Origin of the sequence: uncultured Salinibacterium sp., assembly GCF_963974405.1 — a bacterium.
Lineage (GTDB): Bacteria > Actinomycetota > Actinomycetes > Actinomycetales > Microbacteriaceae > Rhodoglobus.
Genome location: NZ_CAXBBH010000001.1, coordinates 928,294 through 944,237, shown reverse-complemented (window position 1 = coordinate 944,237; position 15,944 = coordinate 928,294). Strand labels below are relative to the sequence as shown.

At 59.8% G+C, this 15,944-nt stretch carries 11 protein-coding genes; 3 read left to right on the top strand and 8 right to left on the bottom strand.

Annotated features, from left to right (window positions below; genetic code table 11):
• Positions 1 to 67: 67 nt before the first annotated feature.
• The 7 genes from AACZ26_RS04640 to AACZ26_RS04610 all read right to left on the bottom strand — a co-directional run bounded on the left by AACZ26_RS04640 (position 68) and on the right by AACZ26_RS04610 (position 11,382).
• The gene (locus AACZ26_RS04640; protein ID WP_339619498.1) at positions 68 to 949 is read right to left on the bottom strand and encodes a sugar ABC transporter permease; all 882 of its coding nucleotides are present in this window, start codon (positions 947 to 949) and stop codon (positions 68 to 70) included.
• Positions 946 to 2,028 (bottom strand): ABC transporter ATP-binding protein, encoded by a 1,083-nt coding sequence (locus AACZ26_RS04635; RefSeq protein WP_339619496.1) that lies wholly within the window; start codon positions 2,026 to 2,028, stop codon positions 946 to 948. The genes AACZ26_RS04640 and AACZ26_RS04635 overlap by 4 nt, the downstream gene beginning before the upstream one ends.
• The gene (locus AACZ26_RS04630) at positions 2,025 to 2,792 is read right to left on the bottom strand and encodes a glycerophosphodiester phosphodiesterase family protein (RefSeq protein WP_339619494.1); all 768 of its coding nucleotides are present in this window, start codon (positions 2,790 to 2,792) and stop codon (positions 2,025 to 2,027) included. Before AACZ26_RS04630 ends, AACZ26_RS04635 begins: the two co-directional genes overlap by 4 nt.
• A complete protein-coding gene (locus tag AACZ26_RS04625) occupies positions 2,789 to 3,544 on the bottom strand; it encodes a glycerophosphodiester phosphodiesterase family protein (RefSeq protein ID WP_339619492.1) in 756 nt (251 codons plus the stop codon). The genes AACZ26_RS04630 and AACZ26_RS04625 overlap by 4 nt, the downstream gene beginning before the upstream one ends.
• Positions 3,541 to 4,323 carry a glycerophosphodiester phosphodiesterase family protein gene (locus AACZ26_RS04620; protein WP_339619490.1) on the bottom strand — a complete coding sequence of 261 codons (783 nt, stop codon included), beginning with the start codon at positions 4,321 to 4,323 and terminating at the stop codon, positions 3,541 to 3,543. The genes AACZ26_RS04625 and AACZ26_RS04620 overlap by 4 nt, the downstream gene beginning before the upstream one ends.
• Positions 4,324 to 4,524: 201 nt before the next feature.
• The gene (locus AACZ26_RS04615; protein ID WP_339619488.1) at positions 4,525 to 5,127 is read right to left on the bottom strand and encodes a glycerol-3-phosphate responsive antiterminator; all 603 of its coding nucleotides are present in this window, start codon (positions 5,125 to 5,127) and stop codon (positions 4,525 to 4,527) included.
• Between the two features lie 78 nt (positions 5,128 to 5,205).
• Positions 5,206 to 11,382, bottom strand: a complete 6,177-nt coding sequence (locus AACZ26_RS04610) for a fibronectin type III domain-containing protein (RefSeq protein ID WP_339619486.1) — start codon at positions 11,380 to 11,382, stop codon at positions 5,206 to 5,208.
• Between the two features lie 578 nt (positions 11,383 to 11,960).
• Between AACZ26_RS04610 and AACZ26_RS04605 the strand changes: the two genes are divergently transcribed.
• From AACZ26_RS04605 to AACZ26_RS04595, 3 genes are all read left to right on the top strand, one after another.
• Positions 11,961 to 13,277: an MFS transporter gene (locus AACZ26_RS04605; RefSeq protein ID WP_339619484.1), complete on the top strand. Its 1,317-nt coding sequence runs from the start codon at positions 11,961 to 11,963 to the stop codon at positions 13,275 to 13,277.
• An 89-nt stretch (positions 13,278 to 13,366) separates the two neighbouring features.
• The gene (locus AACZ26_RS04600; RefSeq protein ID WP_339619482.1) at positions 13,367 to 14,323 is read left to right on the top strand and encodes a nucleoside hydrolase; all 957 of its coding nucleotides are present in this window, start codon (positions 13,367 to 13,369) and stop codon (positions 14,321 to 14,323) included.
• Between the two features lie 114 nt (positions 14,324 to 14,437).
• Positions 14,438 to 14,857, top strand: a complete 420-nt coding sequence (locus AACZ26_RS04595; protein ID WP_339619480.1) for a hypothetical protein — start codon at positions 14,438 to 14,440, stop codon at positions 14,855 to 14,857.
• Between the two features lie 60 nt (positions 14,858 to 14,917).
• On the opposite strand, the gene AACZ26_RS04590 is transcribed toward AACZ26_RS04595, so the two are convergent.
• Entirely contained in the window at positions 14,918 to 15,910 is a 993-nt protein-coding gene (locus AACZ26_RS04590) for a nucleoside hydrolase (protein WP_339619478.1), read from the bottom strand.
• Positions 15,911 to 15,944: the final 34 nt, after the last annotated feature.

The window sequence follows — 15,944 nt, the reverse complement described above, 5'->3', positions numbered from 1 at the left end:
GGGGACGAAGCGATGCCGTGGGAGGACCCGGATGCCGTTGGCGGCATGGGAGGAGCAATCGTCGTTGTCATCGGTAGTGCACTCTTTTCTGGAAGGCGCGGAAGTAGAGAACGGTGATGAGCCCAACGAGGACCATCAGCACGACAGCAATAGCTGCGGCATAGCCGACGCGGTAGTACTCGAAGCCCTGGCGATAGACGCTGAAGATGAGCGTGTTCGTTGAGCTTTGAGGTCCGCCCTGGGTCATCACGTTGATTGTGTCGAAGGCTTGGAACGAACCAATCACGTTGACGAGAACAAGAAAGAACAGTGTCGGCGAGATCATCGGAATCGTGATTCTGCGAAACCGTGTCCAGGCTGAGGCATTGTCGAGGTCAGCCGCTTCAAACAAGAAACGCGGAATCGACTGCAGTGCCGAAAGTATGATGAGCGCGTTCAAGCCCACCGACTTCCACACCGAGACGAGCACCAACGAGAACAGGGCCACTTGCGTGTCGGAGAGCCACCCAACAGGTTCTAGCCCGAGGGCCCCAAGAATCTGATTGAACAGACCGATATCGGTATCCATGAGCCACACAAAGATGAGCGAGACCGACACGAGTGCGATCACATTGGGCGCAAAGCTGACGCCCTGCAAGAACTCGCTCAGCCACCCTTGGCGGTTCAAGAAAATCGCCAAGATAAGGCCAAAAATCATGACGAGTGAAACCTCCATCCCCATATACACGAGCGTGTTCTGGATGACCTTGCCTAAGTTGGGGTCGCTGAAGAGCTCCACAAAGTTGCCCAGACCGACAAATTTCATCGGACCACGGAGATCCCACGAAAATACGCTCAACACGGCGTTGTATCCGATGGGGTACAGGTAGAAGACGGCGAGGATTACGAGAGCCGGCGCGATGAGCGCGTACGGCAAAAACCGCCGATCTCTCAAAAGTGTGCTTTTCATGCGGAGACAACCTCGCGACCTGACCCAAGAAGTGCTGGCTCAGCGATGCGCTCCTCGTGGGCATCAAACCAGTGGATGTCGTTGGTTTCGACGCGCACGAGAGCGTCACCGAGCGGTCGAGGGATTTCGTCAAAGCGTTTGATAGCGATGCGAGAACCGTTCGGGAGCGCGACGCGATAGACGAGCTCCGCTCCCAGATTCTCGAGCGCGAGGATGGTGACCGGGAGCTCAATTTCGCCCGGAACGGCGGGACGGCTCGTGTCGGCAAAGGTAATTCGCTCGGGGCGCACGCCGAGCCAGTGGGCTTCGTCCGGGGCATCCGCCGCGACATCCCCACCGAAGGAGTCTACGGGCAGCACGTTCATCGGCGGGGTGCCGATGAAGCGGCTCGTGAACACGTTGTGAGGCTTCGCGTATAGTTCGGTCGGTACAGCCTGCTGCTGGATGCGGCCCGAGTCCATGAGCACAATCGACGTCCCCATACTCATCGCTTCGATCTGATCGTGAGTGACGTAGACGAAGGTGGCACCGAGTCGTTCATGAAGTTCGATGAGTTCGATACGCATGTGCTGGCGAAGCTTCGCGTCGAGGTTGGAGAGCGGTTCATCCATCAGAAAGACTGCTGGTTTCTTGACCATTGCGCGGGCGAGGGCGACCCGTTGCCGCTCACCGCCAGAAAGTGCATCGGGGTTCTTGCGCAGGTGCGCCGTGAGCCCGACCGTTTCAGCGATCTCATGCACAAGTTCCCTGCGTTCCAGCTTGGGAACTTTGTTGTTACGCAGCCCGAATTCAATGTTCTCCTCAACGGTCATCGTCGGGTAGATCGCATAGTTCTGAAACACCATGGCAACGCCACGTCTCCCGGGAGCTACGTCATCGACCGCCTGCCCACCAATCGAGATCGTGCCCGTGGTCTGCTTTTCAAGACCGGCAATCATGCGGAGCGTCGTCGACTTGCCGCAGCCCGACGGCCCCACCAACACGGAGAAACTCCCCGCTTCGATCGTGAGGTCGAGGTTCGGGATAATCTCTTTGTCTCCGTAAGACTTGCTAACGTTGCGCAATTCAATCTGACTCATTCGTGTGCCTCCGTGCTGTGGGATGTGAGGTGGTCGACGACCCCGACATCGGGTCGGTTCGTCATAATGGCATCGACGTCAAAGTCGAGGATGCGGTCCGCGGTTGCGTCGTCGTCAACGGTCCACACATTGATGCCGAGACCGTGCTCACGCGCTTCTGCAACGAAGCGCTCATCGATGAGAGAAAAGTGCGGATGCAGCACAGTCGCGCCGCACCGACGGGCATAGCCCGGTAGGTCGGCGAAAGTCTCGATGAACGCAATCGCAGTGGCGAACTGCGGGTACGAGCGCACGAATCCCGCCATCGCACGGTGATTGATCGAAGAAATCAGGGTCGCATCGACCCAATCGTGGGCGACGACTTCTTCAGCGACACGATCATTGACGGCGCTAAAGGAACTCGTGAAGTCTTTAGTTTCGATGTTCACCCAGACATTTCGCTCGCGAGCGAAAGCGAGCACTTCAGCGAGCGTCGGGGCATATGTGACGTCCCGCGCAAACTGGCCCTCGAAACCGCGATCGCACTTGAGCGCACGCAGCTCGGCGAGTGTGAAATCGCGCACCCAGCCCACGCCATCGGTGGTGCGATCCACTCGGGGGTCATGCATAACAACCAAGTGGCCATCACGAGTGACATCGACATCCAGCTCAATCTTGGTGGCGCCCATGTCGACCGCGAGTTCAAATGCGGCGAGCGTATTTTCGGGGGCATAAGCGCTCGCTCCGCGGTGAGCGATGATGCGGGACGCGTTCGGGATCGTCATGCGTGAGCCTTCCGTTGAGCGAGTGCCAACCCGGAGGAATCGGTAACGACGGCATCCACGCCAAGAGCGAAGAGTTGGTTGAGTTGTTCCTCTTCAGAAATTGGCCAGAACTCGGCGACAAGTGTCGAAGCGATAATGGCAACGTTCTGTTCTCCCGCGGCACTGACGTCGGCGGTTGCAGCTCCAACTCCAATCGGATGCAGTGACCGGGCGCCGTGTTTCACCGCGTACTCTGCTGCTGCTTCCACCGCGACCAGGTGGCGCAGTCCAATCTGCAACTGTGGATGCGCGATAGCCAAAGCAGCCATGGATGAATGATTGGTGGATGTGATGGTCGCTCGTTCGTGAAGCTGGCAGGCACGCACGAGTTCAGCAACGGCGATAGCGGTTGGGGTGGCACCTTCGCTGTGCAGCGGATCCTCCTTGACATCAATGACCAGCCGGGCCTCTGATCCCGCAAGGAGATCGACGATCTCTGCCATGGTGGAGATACGCGTTCCACGAAAGCCCTGCTGCTCAGCACCGATATCAATGGTTTTCAATTCCGCAAGAGTCAGGTCCTCAACCGGAACTGGTACCGGACCGACAAAGGGCATACGCGCCTCACGAATAACAACGAGTTCCGCATCGCGGGATAGCCTGACTTCAACTTCGACTCCATCAGCGCCGCGTTCGATCCCTTGTTCAATCGCCGCGAGAGAGTTCGCTGGAGCCACATCGGCGGCGCCCCGTCGAGCAATAATCAGCGTCATTCGCGCGGACCAGCCGAGATCGCTGATCGGCGTGCGACTGCGATATCGGGGGTGTTGGTGATGATCGAATCAACACCAACAGCAAGGAGTTCGTCAATCTGCTCGACTTCACTCAGCGACGAGAAAGGAGCCGGTAGCGTCCACGCGTTGACCGTGAGATTCGCTTCGCGGGCTTGCCGCATTGTTTCTGGGGTCGCTGCGGGTTGGGCCGGATGAATGGCATCCGCATTCGTTGTCGCCGCATAGTTTCCAATTTCATGAAGCGGCATCATGTGTAGCAGACCCGTGCGCACGGCGGTGTGGCTCTGCTTAAGTTGTGCCATAGACGTGTGATTGAACGAAGAGAAGAACACGAGCTCAGCGAGATCGCGGCGCAATACTTCGTCCGCGGCGCGACGGGCAAGCTCCCCGTATGCGTCATCGTGACCATAAATGTCTTTTACTTCAATGTTGAGCACAAGATCGCGGCGAGCAACGAGGTCGAGAATCTCTTCGAGGGTGGGAATGTGCGCTCCGGCAAAGTCACCGGGTAGTCCGCTTCCGAAGTCGAGTTGGCGCAATTCAGCGAAGTCCAGATCGCAGACTCGCCCTGTCCCGTTAGAGGTGCGATCAACCGTGTCGTCATGAATGGCGACAATCACTCCGTCTCGAGTCGTGTGAATATCGATTTCCATGCCATCCGCACCCTGGTCAGCACAGAGTTTGAACGCCTCGAGAGTGTTTTCCGGAGCGTAAGCCATAGCGCCCCGGTGGCCGAGGATGAGCGGTGTCGTAGTCATGTGTACTTCTTCCAGTTGATTCGGGCATAAAAAAACCCGGGGAGTCATCGCGTTCGACGCTCGACGCAGCATTCGCCGCGCGCGTTGATCGTGATGACCCTCCGGGTGCTCTCTAGTGACTCTGCCCTGGGGTGTGTATTGAGTTGTGGGAGGTGCGGATTGTGCGAGAGACGGGTTTATTCGTCTCAGAAAGTGTCGGGCTTATGCGACACGCGTGTGAATTCGGGACCGTCGACGCCGCCACAGTGCGGGGTTTCCGGTAGAAACATAGTCAGCGCCGCAGTCAAGCACGGCATCGATTTCATCGGGGTTTCGGATAAGTCCGCCGACGATGAGAGGTTGTTGGATGCTGGCGCGAAGATCGCGAATTACCCGCGGCATAAGGCCAGGCATCACTTCGACCTCAGTAGGACGACTTGCATGCACTTGGCGCATTGCGTTCTCGACAGCGTGCGTGTCAACGGCAAAGAAGCGCTGCACCGACGCAATGCCGAGTTTTCGGGCCGCTGCCACGGCAGCACTCTTGGTCGTGATTACGCCGTCTACTTTGACGTGCTCGGCAAGAAACTGCACGGCAGCCCCATCGCGACTGATGCCGCCAACGAGCTCGAGGTGCACGTGCGCGCTTTTTCCGGCGCTGTGGATGCGTGACACCATTCCCGCAAGGGAATTGATATCACCGACGAGCAGGTTAATGCGCGCGACGTCGCTCTGCAGTGCGTCATCAAGCATGGCGTGTTCTTGCACGGAAGCAATCAACGGAAACTCTCCCGTCGCTGTGCCGCGCCATCTCAACTCGCTCATGTTGCTGTCGATGCTAGGCAACGAACTTAACTGCCCGGTAACCCTCAGGTAAACGCAAGGCGCTGAGCGTTTGTCACTCTAGGCAACTTCCTCTTCTTCTTCGCGACGTCGGCGCCGGGCAAGCACGAACCAGAAGAACAGCGAGAGCAACAGGAGAAGAACTCCCGCAGCACTCCAACCAACCCACCACGAGCTCATGAGTGATGTTGTTGACGAGGCGTTCTCTGCGTCAAGCACTCGGATTCCGATCTGCATCGTCACCGGCTCGCCAGCGGAGTCCACCCCGGTAACTACCAGGGTGTGTTCGCCAGCACTCAACGTGCCGGGGAGCATAACGCCGGTCGCTGTTGTGCCCGAGGCATCTGCCCGAGACTGTGCAAGTTCGGACTTGTTGCCCAAGCTCCAGTACTGCATTGTCGATTGCGGGGATAGTCCAGAAACAGTTACCCACAGCTCGCCGGAGCGCTTGACTTCTACGACTCCGTCGGCAGCGAGAGGCATAATCTCACCGTCTTGCTTTGCAGCTACGCGCAGAACGAGGCCATTCGATGAGCTGAGTTTCACGGTGTTCCCCGTGGAACTCAGTGTCGAGGAGACAGTGCTGCCGCCAGACGTTACCGCGGCTTTCCCCGCCTGTGATTCACGCAACGGCGCAAGCATCGTCGGCGCGCTTGGTGCCGTGGACTTGCCCTCGGTTGATACGACTGCGCCCGAGGAACCCGTAGGCGCTTTGGTCTCTGCGCCCGATGAACTCTCTTCGAACACTGGGGCTGGCACTACCGCGGCTCCAGATATGCGGGCACTGGCCACCTGGTAGCCGCTCTGTGTCGCTGTCAACTGAGCGATAGCAGTTGCGCCCGGAGTCAGGCCGCTGACTGTGACTTGGTTGCCGGTGCGCGAAATGGTGCCTTCTGATGTCGACAACACGTAGGTGAACGCTGAGGAGTAATTCGTGATCGTAAACACGAAGCCGCCGTTGATGGCGACAGCGCTCGACAGAGTCGGCGCGACACCGGCATTGATAGAGACTCCACGCTGAGTGGCATCGTGGGTGGTGTAGCCATCTCGTTCGGCCACCACGGTCACAGTTGCGGCAATTCCAGGCTTGAGACCCGCCACCGTCACTGTTGCTCCGGACATGGAGACCGATCCACTGGTCGACGAGAGCACGTAGGTGTTGCGCGCGTCAAAGTTCTTCACGGTGAATGTGAAGCCGTCATTAGTGCGAGTGGGCGTGTTCAATACTGGGACGGTTCCGGTATGGAGCGCGGCACCCGTCGTTGTTGCTGCGGCGATGCTGACGCCTGGCTCAGTTGCGGTGATCGTGAGATCAGCGGATGCCCCATCGACGAGTCCTGTGACGGTAACGGTTGCGCCACTCCGAGTCACTGTCGCTCCCCCCGTTGCTCCGACGATGTACTCAAGGGTGGAGTCGTAGTTTGCGATCGTGACTTCATAACCGGTGCGGGTAGAAACGAGGTCGCTGAAGGTCGGCGCCGTTCCGGAAACCATGGCAGCACCACGGTTGATCGCGGATGCTTGGCTCGCTCCACTCTTGTCGACTACAGCGGTGACAGAAGCACTGTCACCAATGGTGAGTCCGGTCACGGTCACGTCGGCGCCGGTGCGTGTAACTGTCGCGCCGTTATCGACCGTGAGCGTGTACGTGGAATCGGCGTCGTAGTTGGAGATGCTGAAAGTGAAGCCAACAGCGGTTGCGACATAATCAGAGAACGTGGGCTTGACGCCAGACAGCAGCGAGGCGCCATCGAACGACGCAGTCGCATCGGTTGATGTCGATTTCTTCACGGTGACGGTCACTCGTGAACTTTCGCCGTTGCTCAGTCCCGTTACTGTGATTCCCGAACCGCTTACGGTGACGTTCGCACCGTTGGTTGCGGTAGCCGAGTAGCTCGCTGTTGCATCGTAGTTAGCAATGGTTGCGGTGAACCCGGTGCCGGTCGACGTCACTCCCGAGAAGGTCGGAGCGGCTCCGGCGGCGAGAGGGGTAACGGAGTTCGATGCAGCGCTTACTGGGCCGGTTCCGTTCGAGTTGTTCGCGTACACCGTGAAGGCGTAGCTCGCCCCATTCGTAAGCTCCAGGAGGGTAGCGGAGGTCGAGCTGGTGGTGGCGCACTTCGCGTACGAACCGCCATCGACCGAGCACCAGACGTCATACGAGGTGATTGCGCTCGCTCCTGTGCTCATCGGGGCATCCCACACGACGGTCGCACTAGCGTCGCCGGCTGTCGCTGTGACACTCGTGGAGACGCCGGGTGCTAGTGACGGGGTCGCGGGAACGCGAGGCGCGGATCGCACGCTGTACATGTTTGCGGTGTTTTGAGTCTGCAAGGACACGTAGTAGGTGGTGCCGTTAGTCAGTCCCGTAATCACACAGCTCAACCCCGTGGTGGTGCAGGTCGCGGAGGTCGATCCGCTCGTGAGACCTGTGAACGCGGTCGCGGTGTAGTTGAGCAAGCTGCCACCGTTGAGGTTCGCTGCGTCCCAACTCACCGCAATCTGCCCGTTGCCGCCGTTCGCGATAATCGTGGAGGTCTCCGGCGCGGAAGGATAGGTGAAAGGAGTTGACTGCTTGGTGTTTGAAGAAGCTCCTACGCCTGCGGCACTGACAGCTCGCACCGCGACGGTGTAGGTGGTGCCGTTGGTGAGTCCGCTGATGAGAATAGGGCTGCTCGTGCTGCTCACCGACGTCCAGCTGGTTCCTCCATCGACGGAGTAGTGGTAGCCAGAAATCGCGCGATCGCCAGCGCTTCCCGCACTGAACGCTGCGGAGATAGTGCCGTCTCCTGCAGTCAGGGTATTAAGCGTGGGAGCCGCGGGACGTGCAAGCGGAGTAACCAGAACACGGGGAGTTGATTCAGCTCCAGTTCCCGCAGCATTCGTTGCAGTTACCTCAACGTAGTACTGGGTGCCGTTTGTCAGGCCCGCAATTGAGCAGAGAGTTGCGCCTGTAGTCGTGCAGCTCGATACCGGTGTCGTGCTCGTGTTGCTTGTGTACGCCGAGACCGTGTAACCGGTAATGGGCGCCCCACCATTGAACGCTGGGGCGGCCCATGTGACGTCGGCTGAAGCTGAATTCGAGACAGCGACGACTGTGCGGGGCGAACCAGGAATGGTGCGTGGTGTTGCTTGGGCTGTCACGGAGGGTGTCCCGTTACCAATCGCGTTAACCGCACGAAGCTGAATGTTGTACTCAGTACCGTTGGTGAGTCCGCTGATCGTCACGGGGCTCGACAGCGTTCCGGCTGACACCCAGTTATCTCCAGCATCGAGGCTGTATTCGAGCTGGGTTACCGGTGAACCGCCATCCGTGCCGAGAGCAAATACGACGCCGACGACTGTGTTGCCCGCGGTGACCGCGATGGAGGGCGCGGCAGGGGCTGAAGCAGGAGCAACAATTGTTGTCGGAGAAGCCGGACCAGTTCCCACGGCTGTGACGGCGCGTACTTGGAGTGCATACCCGGTTCCATTAGCGAGACGCGTGGCGCCGTCCGAGGAGATCGTTGTGAGAGTCAACGGGCTCGAGGTTCCGGACGCGGTCGACCAGGTTGCTCCAGCATCCGTGGAGTATTGCCATGCGGTGACCGGTGATCCGCCGTTGTCGGTGAGGCTGACGGATGCCGTAAGCGTCTGGTTGCTTCGAACAACTCCGCCAATAGCCGCCTGACCGGGGAGCCCGACTGGCTTGCCCGCTACTGCCGCTGAGCTCTCTCCAGCACCAACAGAGTTCACCGCTCTCACCTGAACGGGATAGCTTGTGCCGTTGCTCAGGCCGCTGATGACAAACGAGGTGCCAAGGGTACCGGTGGAAACCCAGTCGCTTCCCTCATTGATGCTGTACTCGTACGAGGTGATTGCGGCGCCACCGTTGGAGCCCGCGGTGAAGCTAACAGCGAGTGCGCCGTTAGAGGCAGCAACTTTCGTAACCAGCGGCGCACTAGGCGAAGTTTGCGCAATTCCGCTCGCTACTGCTGAGGCAGTTCCCGCACCGATCGCGTTGACGGCACGCAACTCAACGTAATACGTCACACCGTTCGACAGCGGGGTGCTTCCGTCGCTTGAGAGAGTTTCGATGATGACGGGGCTGGCCGTGCTGCCTCCGTCAGTTCTGGTGCGCCACGTGGCGCCCGCATCCGTTGAGTACTCATAGGTGGTGATGGCCGAGCCGCCGTTGCTGGATGGTGCAGTGAACGCAGCGGTCAGAGTCGCGTCGCTTCCGGCAACAGTATCGCCGACGATCGCTGGAGCACTTGGCACGGTAGCTGGTGTAACTGCCGCTGCCTCAGATGCGGAGCCAGTACCGACCGCGTTGATGGCACGAATTCGCACATCGTAGCTCTCGCCATTAGTCAATCCGGTTATCAATAAAGGGCTTGACGAGCCAGGAACGGAGACCCATCCTCCTGACGAATTGACCTGGTACTCATATTCCTCGATCGGTGAGCCGCCCGTGCTGCTCGGCGCAAAGCTCACTTGAGCAGAAGAATCTCCCGCTGTGACAGCATCGATAATCGGAGCGCCCGGCAGCGCCGGAGTGGTCGCTGCTGCTGGCTCCGATGAAGCTCCTGCGCCAACGGAGTTCACAGCGCGCAAAGCAACGGAATATGCGGTTCCTTCCTCGAGGCCGCTGATTACGATCGGGCTAGAGGTACCGCTAGCGGTCACCCAGCTGCCTTCGTCAAGCTGATATTCGTAGGACGTAATGGGCCCACCGCCGCTGAATCCTGGGGTGAATGCGACCGAGAGCGCACCATCCGCGATCGCCAACGAGCTAATCGTAGGGGCGCCGGGCACCGCCAACGGCGTACCGTCGGCCGGTTCGGAAGTTTCACCGGCACCTACGGCACTTGAGGCCCGAACCTCAACCGAGTAGGTCGTTCCGTTGATGAGTCCTGGGATCGTTATCGAGGTTGATGGCGATGCTACTGAGACCCACGAACCATCATCGACGCGGTAGTCGTATCCCGTCACGGGAGCACCCGAACTCGGTGGTGTCAGAGCGAGCTTGAGCGCTCCGTCTTGCGCGGTAACTGTCGTGATGGTGGGCGCGGTCGGCGGGCTGAGCGGAGTTACTGCCGCCGAAGGATCTGAATAGCTCCCCGTGCCTGCTGAGTTCACCGCAGCAACACGGAAGCGGTAGGCAGTGCCGTTACTCAGTCCGCTAACAGTCGCTGAATTTTCTGCTGTGCCGAGGTCAACTGCGGTGCTCCAAGTGGCGCCCCCATCGGTGCTGTACTGCGCGAGGTAGTTGCTGATTATGGACTGTCCGCTGTCGACCGGTGCCACCCAGAAAACCTTGACGGCACCATTTCCGGCTGTGCCGCGGACTTCAGTCGGAGCTGCCGGGGGTCCGGTCGTGTACGAGATCACTACGGATCCGGCACCACCGTTGGTGGAGTAGTACTCGTAGGAGGAACTGAGCCCGGAGAGAGACGCTGTCGAGTTCTGCCCCACCGAACCACCGAAGCCATACCATTCGTTCGAGGTTCCGGCGCCGAATTCGATTTGGCCTGCGGCACCACCTTGAGCACCGCCACCGCCACCGCCCGAACCACCACCGTCGTTGTTGCTGCACGAAGTCTGCAGGCAGGCATCGTTGGCGTTGATACCCTTTTGGCCCACCGTGCTTGTGCTGTCTGAGCGCCCGGCGTAAGTGGCCGTCGCGGTCCGCCCCTGAGTCGGAGCGAACTGACCGCTTCCGCCGTTTCCACCACCGCCGCCGGCGACTACGACATCGTCGCCGACCTTGATGACGGATGCGGCACCACCGGCGCCACCAGCACCAGACGATCCGTTTGCACCCGCTTGTCCCCCCGCACCTCCGGCAAACTCACCCGCGATAGGGCTAGCGCCTCCGGCCGCGCGCGCAGTGCTTGCGCTAACTCGACTGGCGCCGGTTGCACCACCGTTGCCAACCCCAATAGTGAGCACTTGGTTGGGGGTTACTGCGATAGTTCCCGTGACGACACCACGGTATCCACCCGCGGGCGGGGCGGGCGTCGCGTCTGAACCACCGTTACCACCCTGGCCTCCAGTAACAGTGACTGTCAGAGCTGAGATTCCCGATGGCACCGTGAAGGTGGCGAGGCTACCCGTGTAGGTGAACGTCTGGGAGACCACTGAAGGGCCGCCCACCGCTGATTGAGGAACCGCGACAACGAGCGCCCCGAGCGCTGCAACCGATGTTGCCAATGCGATGAAACGAGCACGGCGCGGCGACAGTCTTAAGTTCATCAATTTCCCCATTGCAGCCGACATTCGTCCGGTCGGGTTCGGACTGACACCGATGCAATGGCGTCATATGAAGCTTGGCAGCCCGCACCCGCCGTACGTGACTCCCGAATGAGGGTGTTTTGCCCCCCATTTATAGTGCCAAAACTGGCAAATGGGGTACGGGAATTACAATACAGGGGTACATATGAGCCCCGAACGGGGCGCGGAGTGATCCTCGCCGTACGGGCACAATTCGCAAACGGGGCACAAAAATATGTCGCGTCACGGAGCCCTAACCGCGTGCGCGATCTCGGTCGCCAAGAAAACCTCCGCCTGCACCCAAGGAATCCCCGCGATGAGCCCGCAACGGCCGGCATCGTTTCGGCGACACGAAACCGAACCGGGTCGCCGATGCAATTGAAAGAAATGGGCTCCTGCGGGCGAAACTGCGGGAAGTTTCGCCGTCGCTACCCTGCGATGGAAGGCGAGTGCACAAAATAGCTCGCGCTATACTATAGTGATGTGAGACCTGCCGCCCGATCCGAGGCGTTCGCAGATGTAGAGGACTATCCTCCGGGAGAGTTGAGCAAAGGAGCTCCATGCACGTACAAGACGTCGCGGCGCCCTCGTCAACACAGTTGACAGGCAAAGCCAGCAAAACCGAACGTAAGCACCTTCGCGCCCTCAGCTGGGGCCACGCCCTCGAATGGTACGACTGGGCAATCTTCGGGCTGCTCTCTTCGTACCTTGGGGCCGCCTTCTTCCCCGCAGACAGCGCTCTCGCATCGACGCTGAATGCACTGGCCGTCTTCGCGGTTGGATTCATCGCTCGGCCCATTGGAGGCGTCATTTTCGGGTCTATCGCCGACAAAGCCGGCCGCCGCAAGATCATGATCTTCGCCATCACAGCCGTTGCCTTTGGCAGCTTTGTCATCGGCGTCTTGCCTGGCTATGCGACCATCGGTGTCGCTGCGCCGATCATAGTCGTCGCCATGCGTATGCTGCAGGGTCTTTCTGCCGGCGTTGAGGCGCCCCTCGGCACCGCCTACGCGCTCGAATTGGTTCCAAACCGGCCCGGATATGTCTCCGGCTTCTTCGGATTTTTCAACAACCTCGGAAACTTGCTCGCACCACTGTCGATCTTTTTCCTCACACAGCTGCTCGTGGGTGACAACCTCGCAGAGTGGGGATGGCGCATTCCGTTCATCATCGGCGGCCTCTTCGGGCTCATCGTATTGTGGCTGCGCACCACGCTGCCCGAGACGCTCAACATCGACGGCGCACGCGAAGCGAAGGCTGTGAAGAAGCAGCTCCCCTCCGTATGGAGCGACGTACGCAAGTACTGGCTGAGCGTTCTGGCGACTGTCTTCATCGTCGGTGCCATCCAGGCCTATAACTACACGTGGATCGCCGGACTACCCAACCTCGCGCGTGCTGCTTTCCAGGAAGACCCGGCCGCCGTTTTCGGCATCACCACCGGCTTCGGAGTCTTCATGACTCTTGGCGCACTGTTCCTCAGTAAGTTTCTTGACCGCTTTGCGATGTCGAAGGTTTTCGTCGTTGCTCGCGTCCTGGCAATTCCGACAATCTTCCTGTCGTTGCTCTACACCCAGCCCGGCATCGGAACTTTCGCAGGGGTCATGTTCGGCGGCGCAATCGTGTTGCTTCTCAACATGACGATCTTCGTCACGGTATCCAACTCGCTACTGCCCCAACACATTCGCGGCACGGGCCTCGGCCTCGGCTACGGCGTAGGTGTTGCACTGTTCGGTGGCACCGCTTCGTATCTTTTGCTGTGGCTGCAGGGCGAGGGCACGTTCTGGATGTTCCCGATATACATCGCCGCCCTGTGCGCAATCAGCGTCGTTCTGTACCTCGCGGCGAAGAAGCGCAACGGCATCTTCGTCGGTAAGTAGTCCAACTCTCTGCGCGGTGCCGTCGGCAACGTCGGCCGTACCGCGCAGAGGTTCCCCACAGATACAAGCACCCTAGAAAGTACGGAACCATGGAACGATTCATCATCGACACTGATCCCGGCATCGACGACGCCGGCGCACTTTTCTGGGCACTCGCAACGGACAAGTTCCATGTCGAGGCGCTCACTACCGTCTTCGGGAACGTGAACGTTCAGAAGGCAACCGCTAACGCACGTAAGATCACGCACCTGTCGGGTCGCTCCGACCTGCCGATTTGGGCTGGCGCGCCCCGCCCTCTCGTAGGTGAGCCAAACTTCGCCGAGCACATTCACCGCCCCAGCGGGGTTGGGTACTGGGAGTACCCTGATCCAGCTCCCGGGACCGATGGCCCGACCGAGGCAGTGCAGAACATGATCGAGCTCGTCATGTCGAACCCGGGCGAGATCAGTATCATGGCGCTCGCACCGCTCACGAACGTCGCTCTCGCGATCTCGTTAGAGCCGAAGTTTGCTGAGAACGTGCGCCGTATCATTTACATGGGTGGAGCCGCTATCACGTGGGGCAATGCCTCTCCTGTTGCCAGCGCAAACATCTTCAATGACCCCGAAGCTGCCGAAATCGTCGTGCAGTCTGGCGCCAAGCTCACACAGGTCGGTCTTGACGTATGCCGCAAATTCTCAGTCACCCCCGAAAGAGTGGAGACACTGTGGACATCGGGTTCGCCTATGGGCCGAGCCCTGTGCGAAATGATCGGCTACCCCGACCGGCACCAGGACACTACTGAGATGCCCGAGTGGAAGGTCGAAGGCATGCACCTGAACGATGTCCCGTGTGTTGCATACGCCATCAACCCGGATTGGTTCCAGATGCGGCACCTGCGCGTCGATGTGGAACTCGAAGGTAAGCACACTCGCGGACAGACGGTCGTGCAGATGGTTGACCGCTGGGGCGGAGTCCCCAATGTTGATGTGTTGCTAGACATTGACGCGGCAGCTGTTGCAGACGCGCTCGTCGAATCCGTCACCGCTTTCGGGAGCAAGAACTAGAGCGACGGACGACTGCACGCCGTGAGCGCAGCCACCAGAAAGAGCCTTCGGCCGTAGATTTTAGACACGGTCGAAGGCTTTGTGTTTCTCCCGGACGTTTAGAAAGGTACGACTATGACTCAAGACCTTCGTGCTACAGACGCGGAACTCATCGAGGCCGCCACGGCGCTCCTGTCGCGCGTGCACGATCCTGCCGCCGTTCGGGTTGCCGCCGCTGCACGCGGTATCTCGGGAGCCGTATATCTCGGCGTGAGTCTCGCCACCCCGCGCGTCAAGGTGTGCGCAGAAAGCAGCGCGGTCGCCAACGCGAAAATTGGCGGCGACGAAGCCATCACCACGATCGTTTCTGTCGGGCTCGGGGGTGACGATGTTCCGCGCGTCATCAATCCGTGCGGGGTGTGCCGTGAACTGATTCCGAAGTTTGGTCAGGATCTACGCGTCCTCATCGACGCGGGAGACGGTGTCGTCGCAGCGGCGGAACCCATCGAGCTCCTGCCTATGCCGTGGATACGCGCTCGCTCCTACGACGATTGAAGACGCAACGAAAAGGCCCCCTGAACTCAAGCTGAATTCTGGGGGCCTTCTCGTTACTCCTCAACGCCAAGGAAGGGGTTTGCGCAGGGCTTCACCGATCATGTGCAGAACGCCGTCAAAGTTCATGTCCACCACAACGCGGTGCAGGGGTCGCGTCTCATCTTCGACGGGGTGTACACCGGCAAGGTAGCGGTCCCCCGTCGCTGGATCTTGGAACGTCTGTAACGGGCGCTGCACGGATGCCGTGATCAGATCAGGTCGCAGGAGTGCAGCGACGGCCATGCTGTCGTTGATACCCATGACGCGCTCGTCCCCTGGCTGCGGGTATGAGCGGCTGTAAAATCCTGCGTAGTCCGCACTGATCTTCGTGATCAGGTTGGCGGGTGCGTAGCCCGTGGACTCCGCGATCTCGAGGAAGAAGTTCTCGGGCACGAGCGCCTGGCGCGTCACATAGGGGCCGCACCATGTCACATCGCCCTCGTGAGCGGCGACAGATTCAGCGGCGTCGATATCAAACGTCACGTTGGGATCACGCGACACTCTAAAGCGGCGATCAGCCCACGGTTCGGTGTCGCGGTAAAGCGCGGGCCCCAGCGTGCCAACGATCACGGTGCTGCGTAGCTTCGTCAGCAGATCAGGTTCACTCTCTAACGCGCGAGCAAGGTTCGTCTGCGGGCCAATAGCGAGATAGTCGATCTCACCGGGATGTTGGCGCACAAGTTCGAGCACTACGTCAACGCCGCTGGGCTCGGTCGCAACGGAGACCGCGGGGCGCAAACCGGTGTTCCCGAACCCGTCTTCGCCGTGAATGCCAGGGTTCAGGCGCAGCTCTTGCTTCACGGGAACATCGCTTCCGCGGTAGACGGGAACGTCACTGCGCCCGCAGGTGTCGAGCACGTATCGCGCATTGTCTGCTGCGCGTTCGCCCGTGCAGTTTCCGAAGACGCTCACCACCGCAAGGATCTCCACGTCGGGTTCCGCTGCAAGCAGCATGATTGCCAGTGCGTCATCTACACCCGTGTCGGTGTCGATAATCACTTTTCTCTTCGTCATGATTCCTAACTTTCCGCTGCGTCTGCGCAGCAGG

Coding starts and splice junctions, on each gene's coding strand:
- AACZ26_RS04625 (WP_339619492.1), bottom strand. CDS start 3,544: ATGACGCTGATTATTGCTCGACGGGGCGCCGCCGATGTGGCTCCAGCG.
- AACZ26_RS04610 (WP_339619486.1), bottom strand. CDS start 11,382: ATGAACTTAAGACTGTCGCCGCGCCGTGCTCGTTTCATCGCATTGGCA.
- AACZ26_RS04635 (WP_339619496.1), bottom strand. CDS start 2,028: ATGAGTCAGATTGAATTGCGCAACGTTAGCAAGTCTTACGGAGACAAA.
- AACZ26_RS04640 (WP_339619498.1), bottom strand. CDS start 949: ATGAAAAGCACACTTTTGAGAGATCGGCGGTTTTTGCCGTACGCGCTC.
- AACZ26_RS04600 (WP_339619482.1), top strand. CDS start 13,367: ATGGAACGATTCATCATCGACACTGATCCCGGCATCGACGACGCCGGC.
- AACZ26_RS04590 (WP_339619478.1), bottom strand. CDS start 15,910: ATGACGAAGAGAAAAGTGATTATCGACACCGACACGGGTGTAGATGAC.
- AACZ26_RS04620 (WP_339619490.1), bottom strand. CDS start 4,323: ATGACTACGACACCGCTCATCCTCGGCCACCGGGGCGCTATGGCTTAC.
- AACZ26_RS04615 (WP_339619488.1), bottom strand. CDS start 5,127: ATGAGCGAGTTGAGATGGCGCGGCACAGCGACGGGAGAGTTTCCGTTG.
- AACZ26_RS04630 (WP_339619494.1), bottom strand. CDS start 2,792: ATGACGATCCCGAACGCGTCCCGCATCATCGCTCACCGCGGAGCGAGC.
- AACZ26_RS04605 (WP_339619484.1), top strand. CDS start 11,961: ATGCACGTACAAGACGTCGCGGCGCCCTCGTCAACACAGTTGACAGGC.
- AACZ26_RS04595 (WP_339619480.1), top strand. CDS start 14,438: ATGACTCAAGACCTTCGTGCTACAGACGCGGAACTCATCGAGGCCGCC.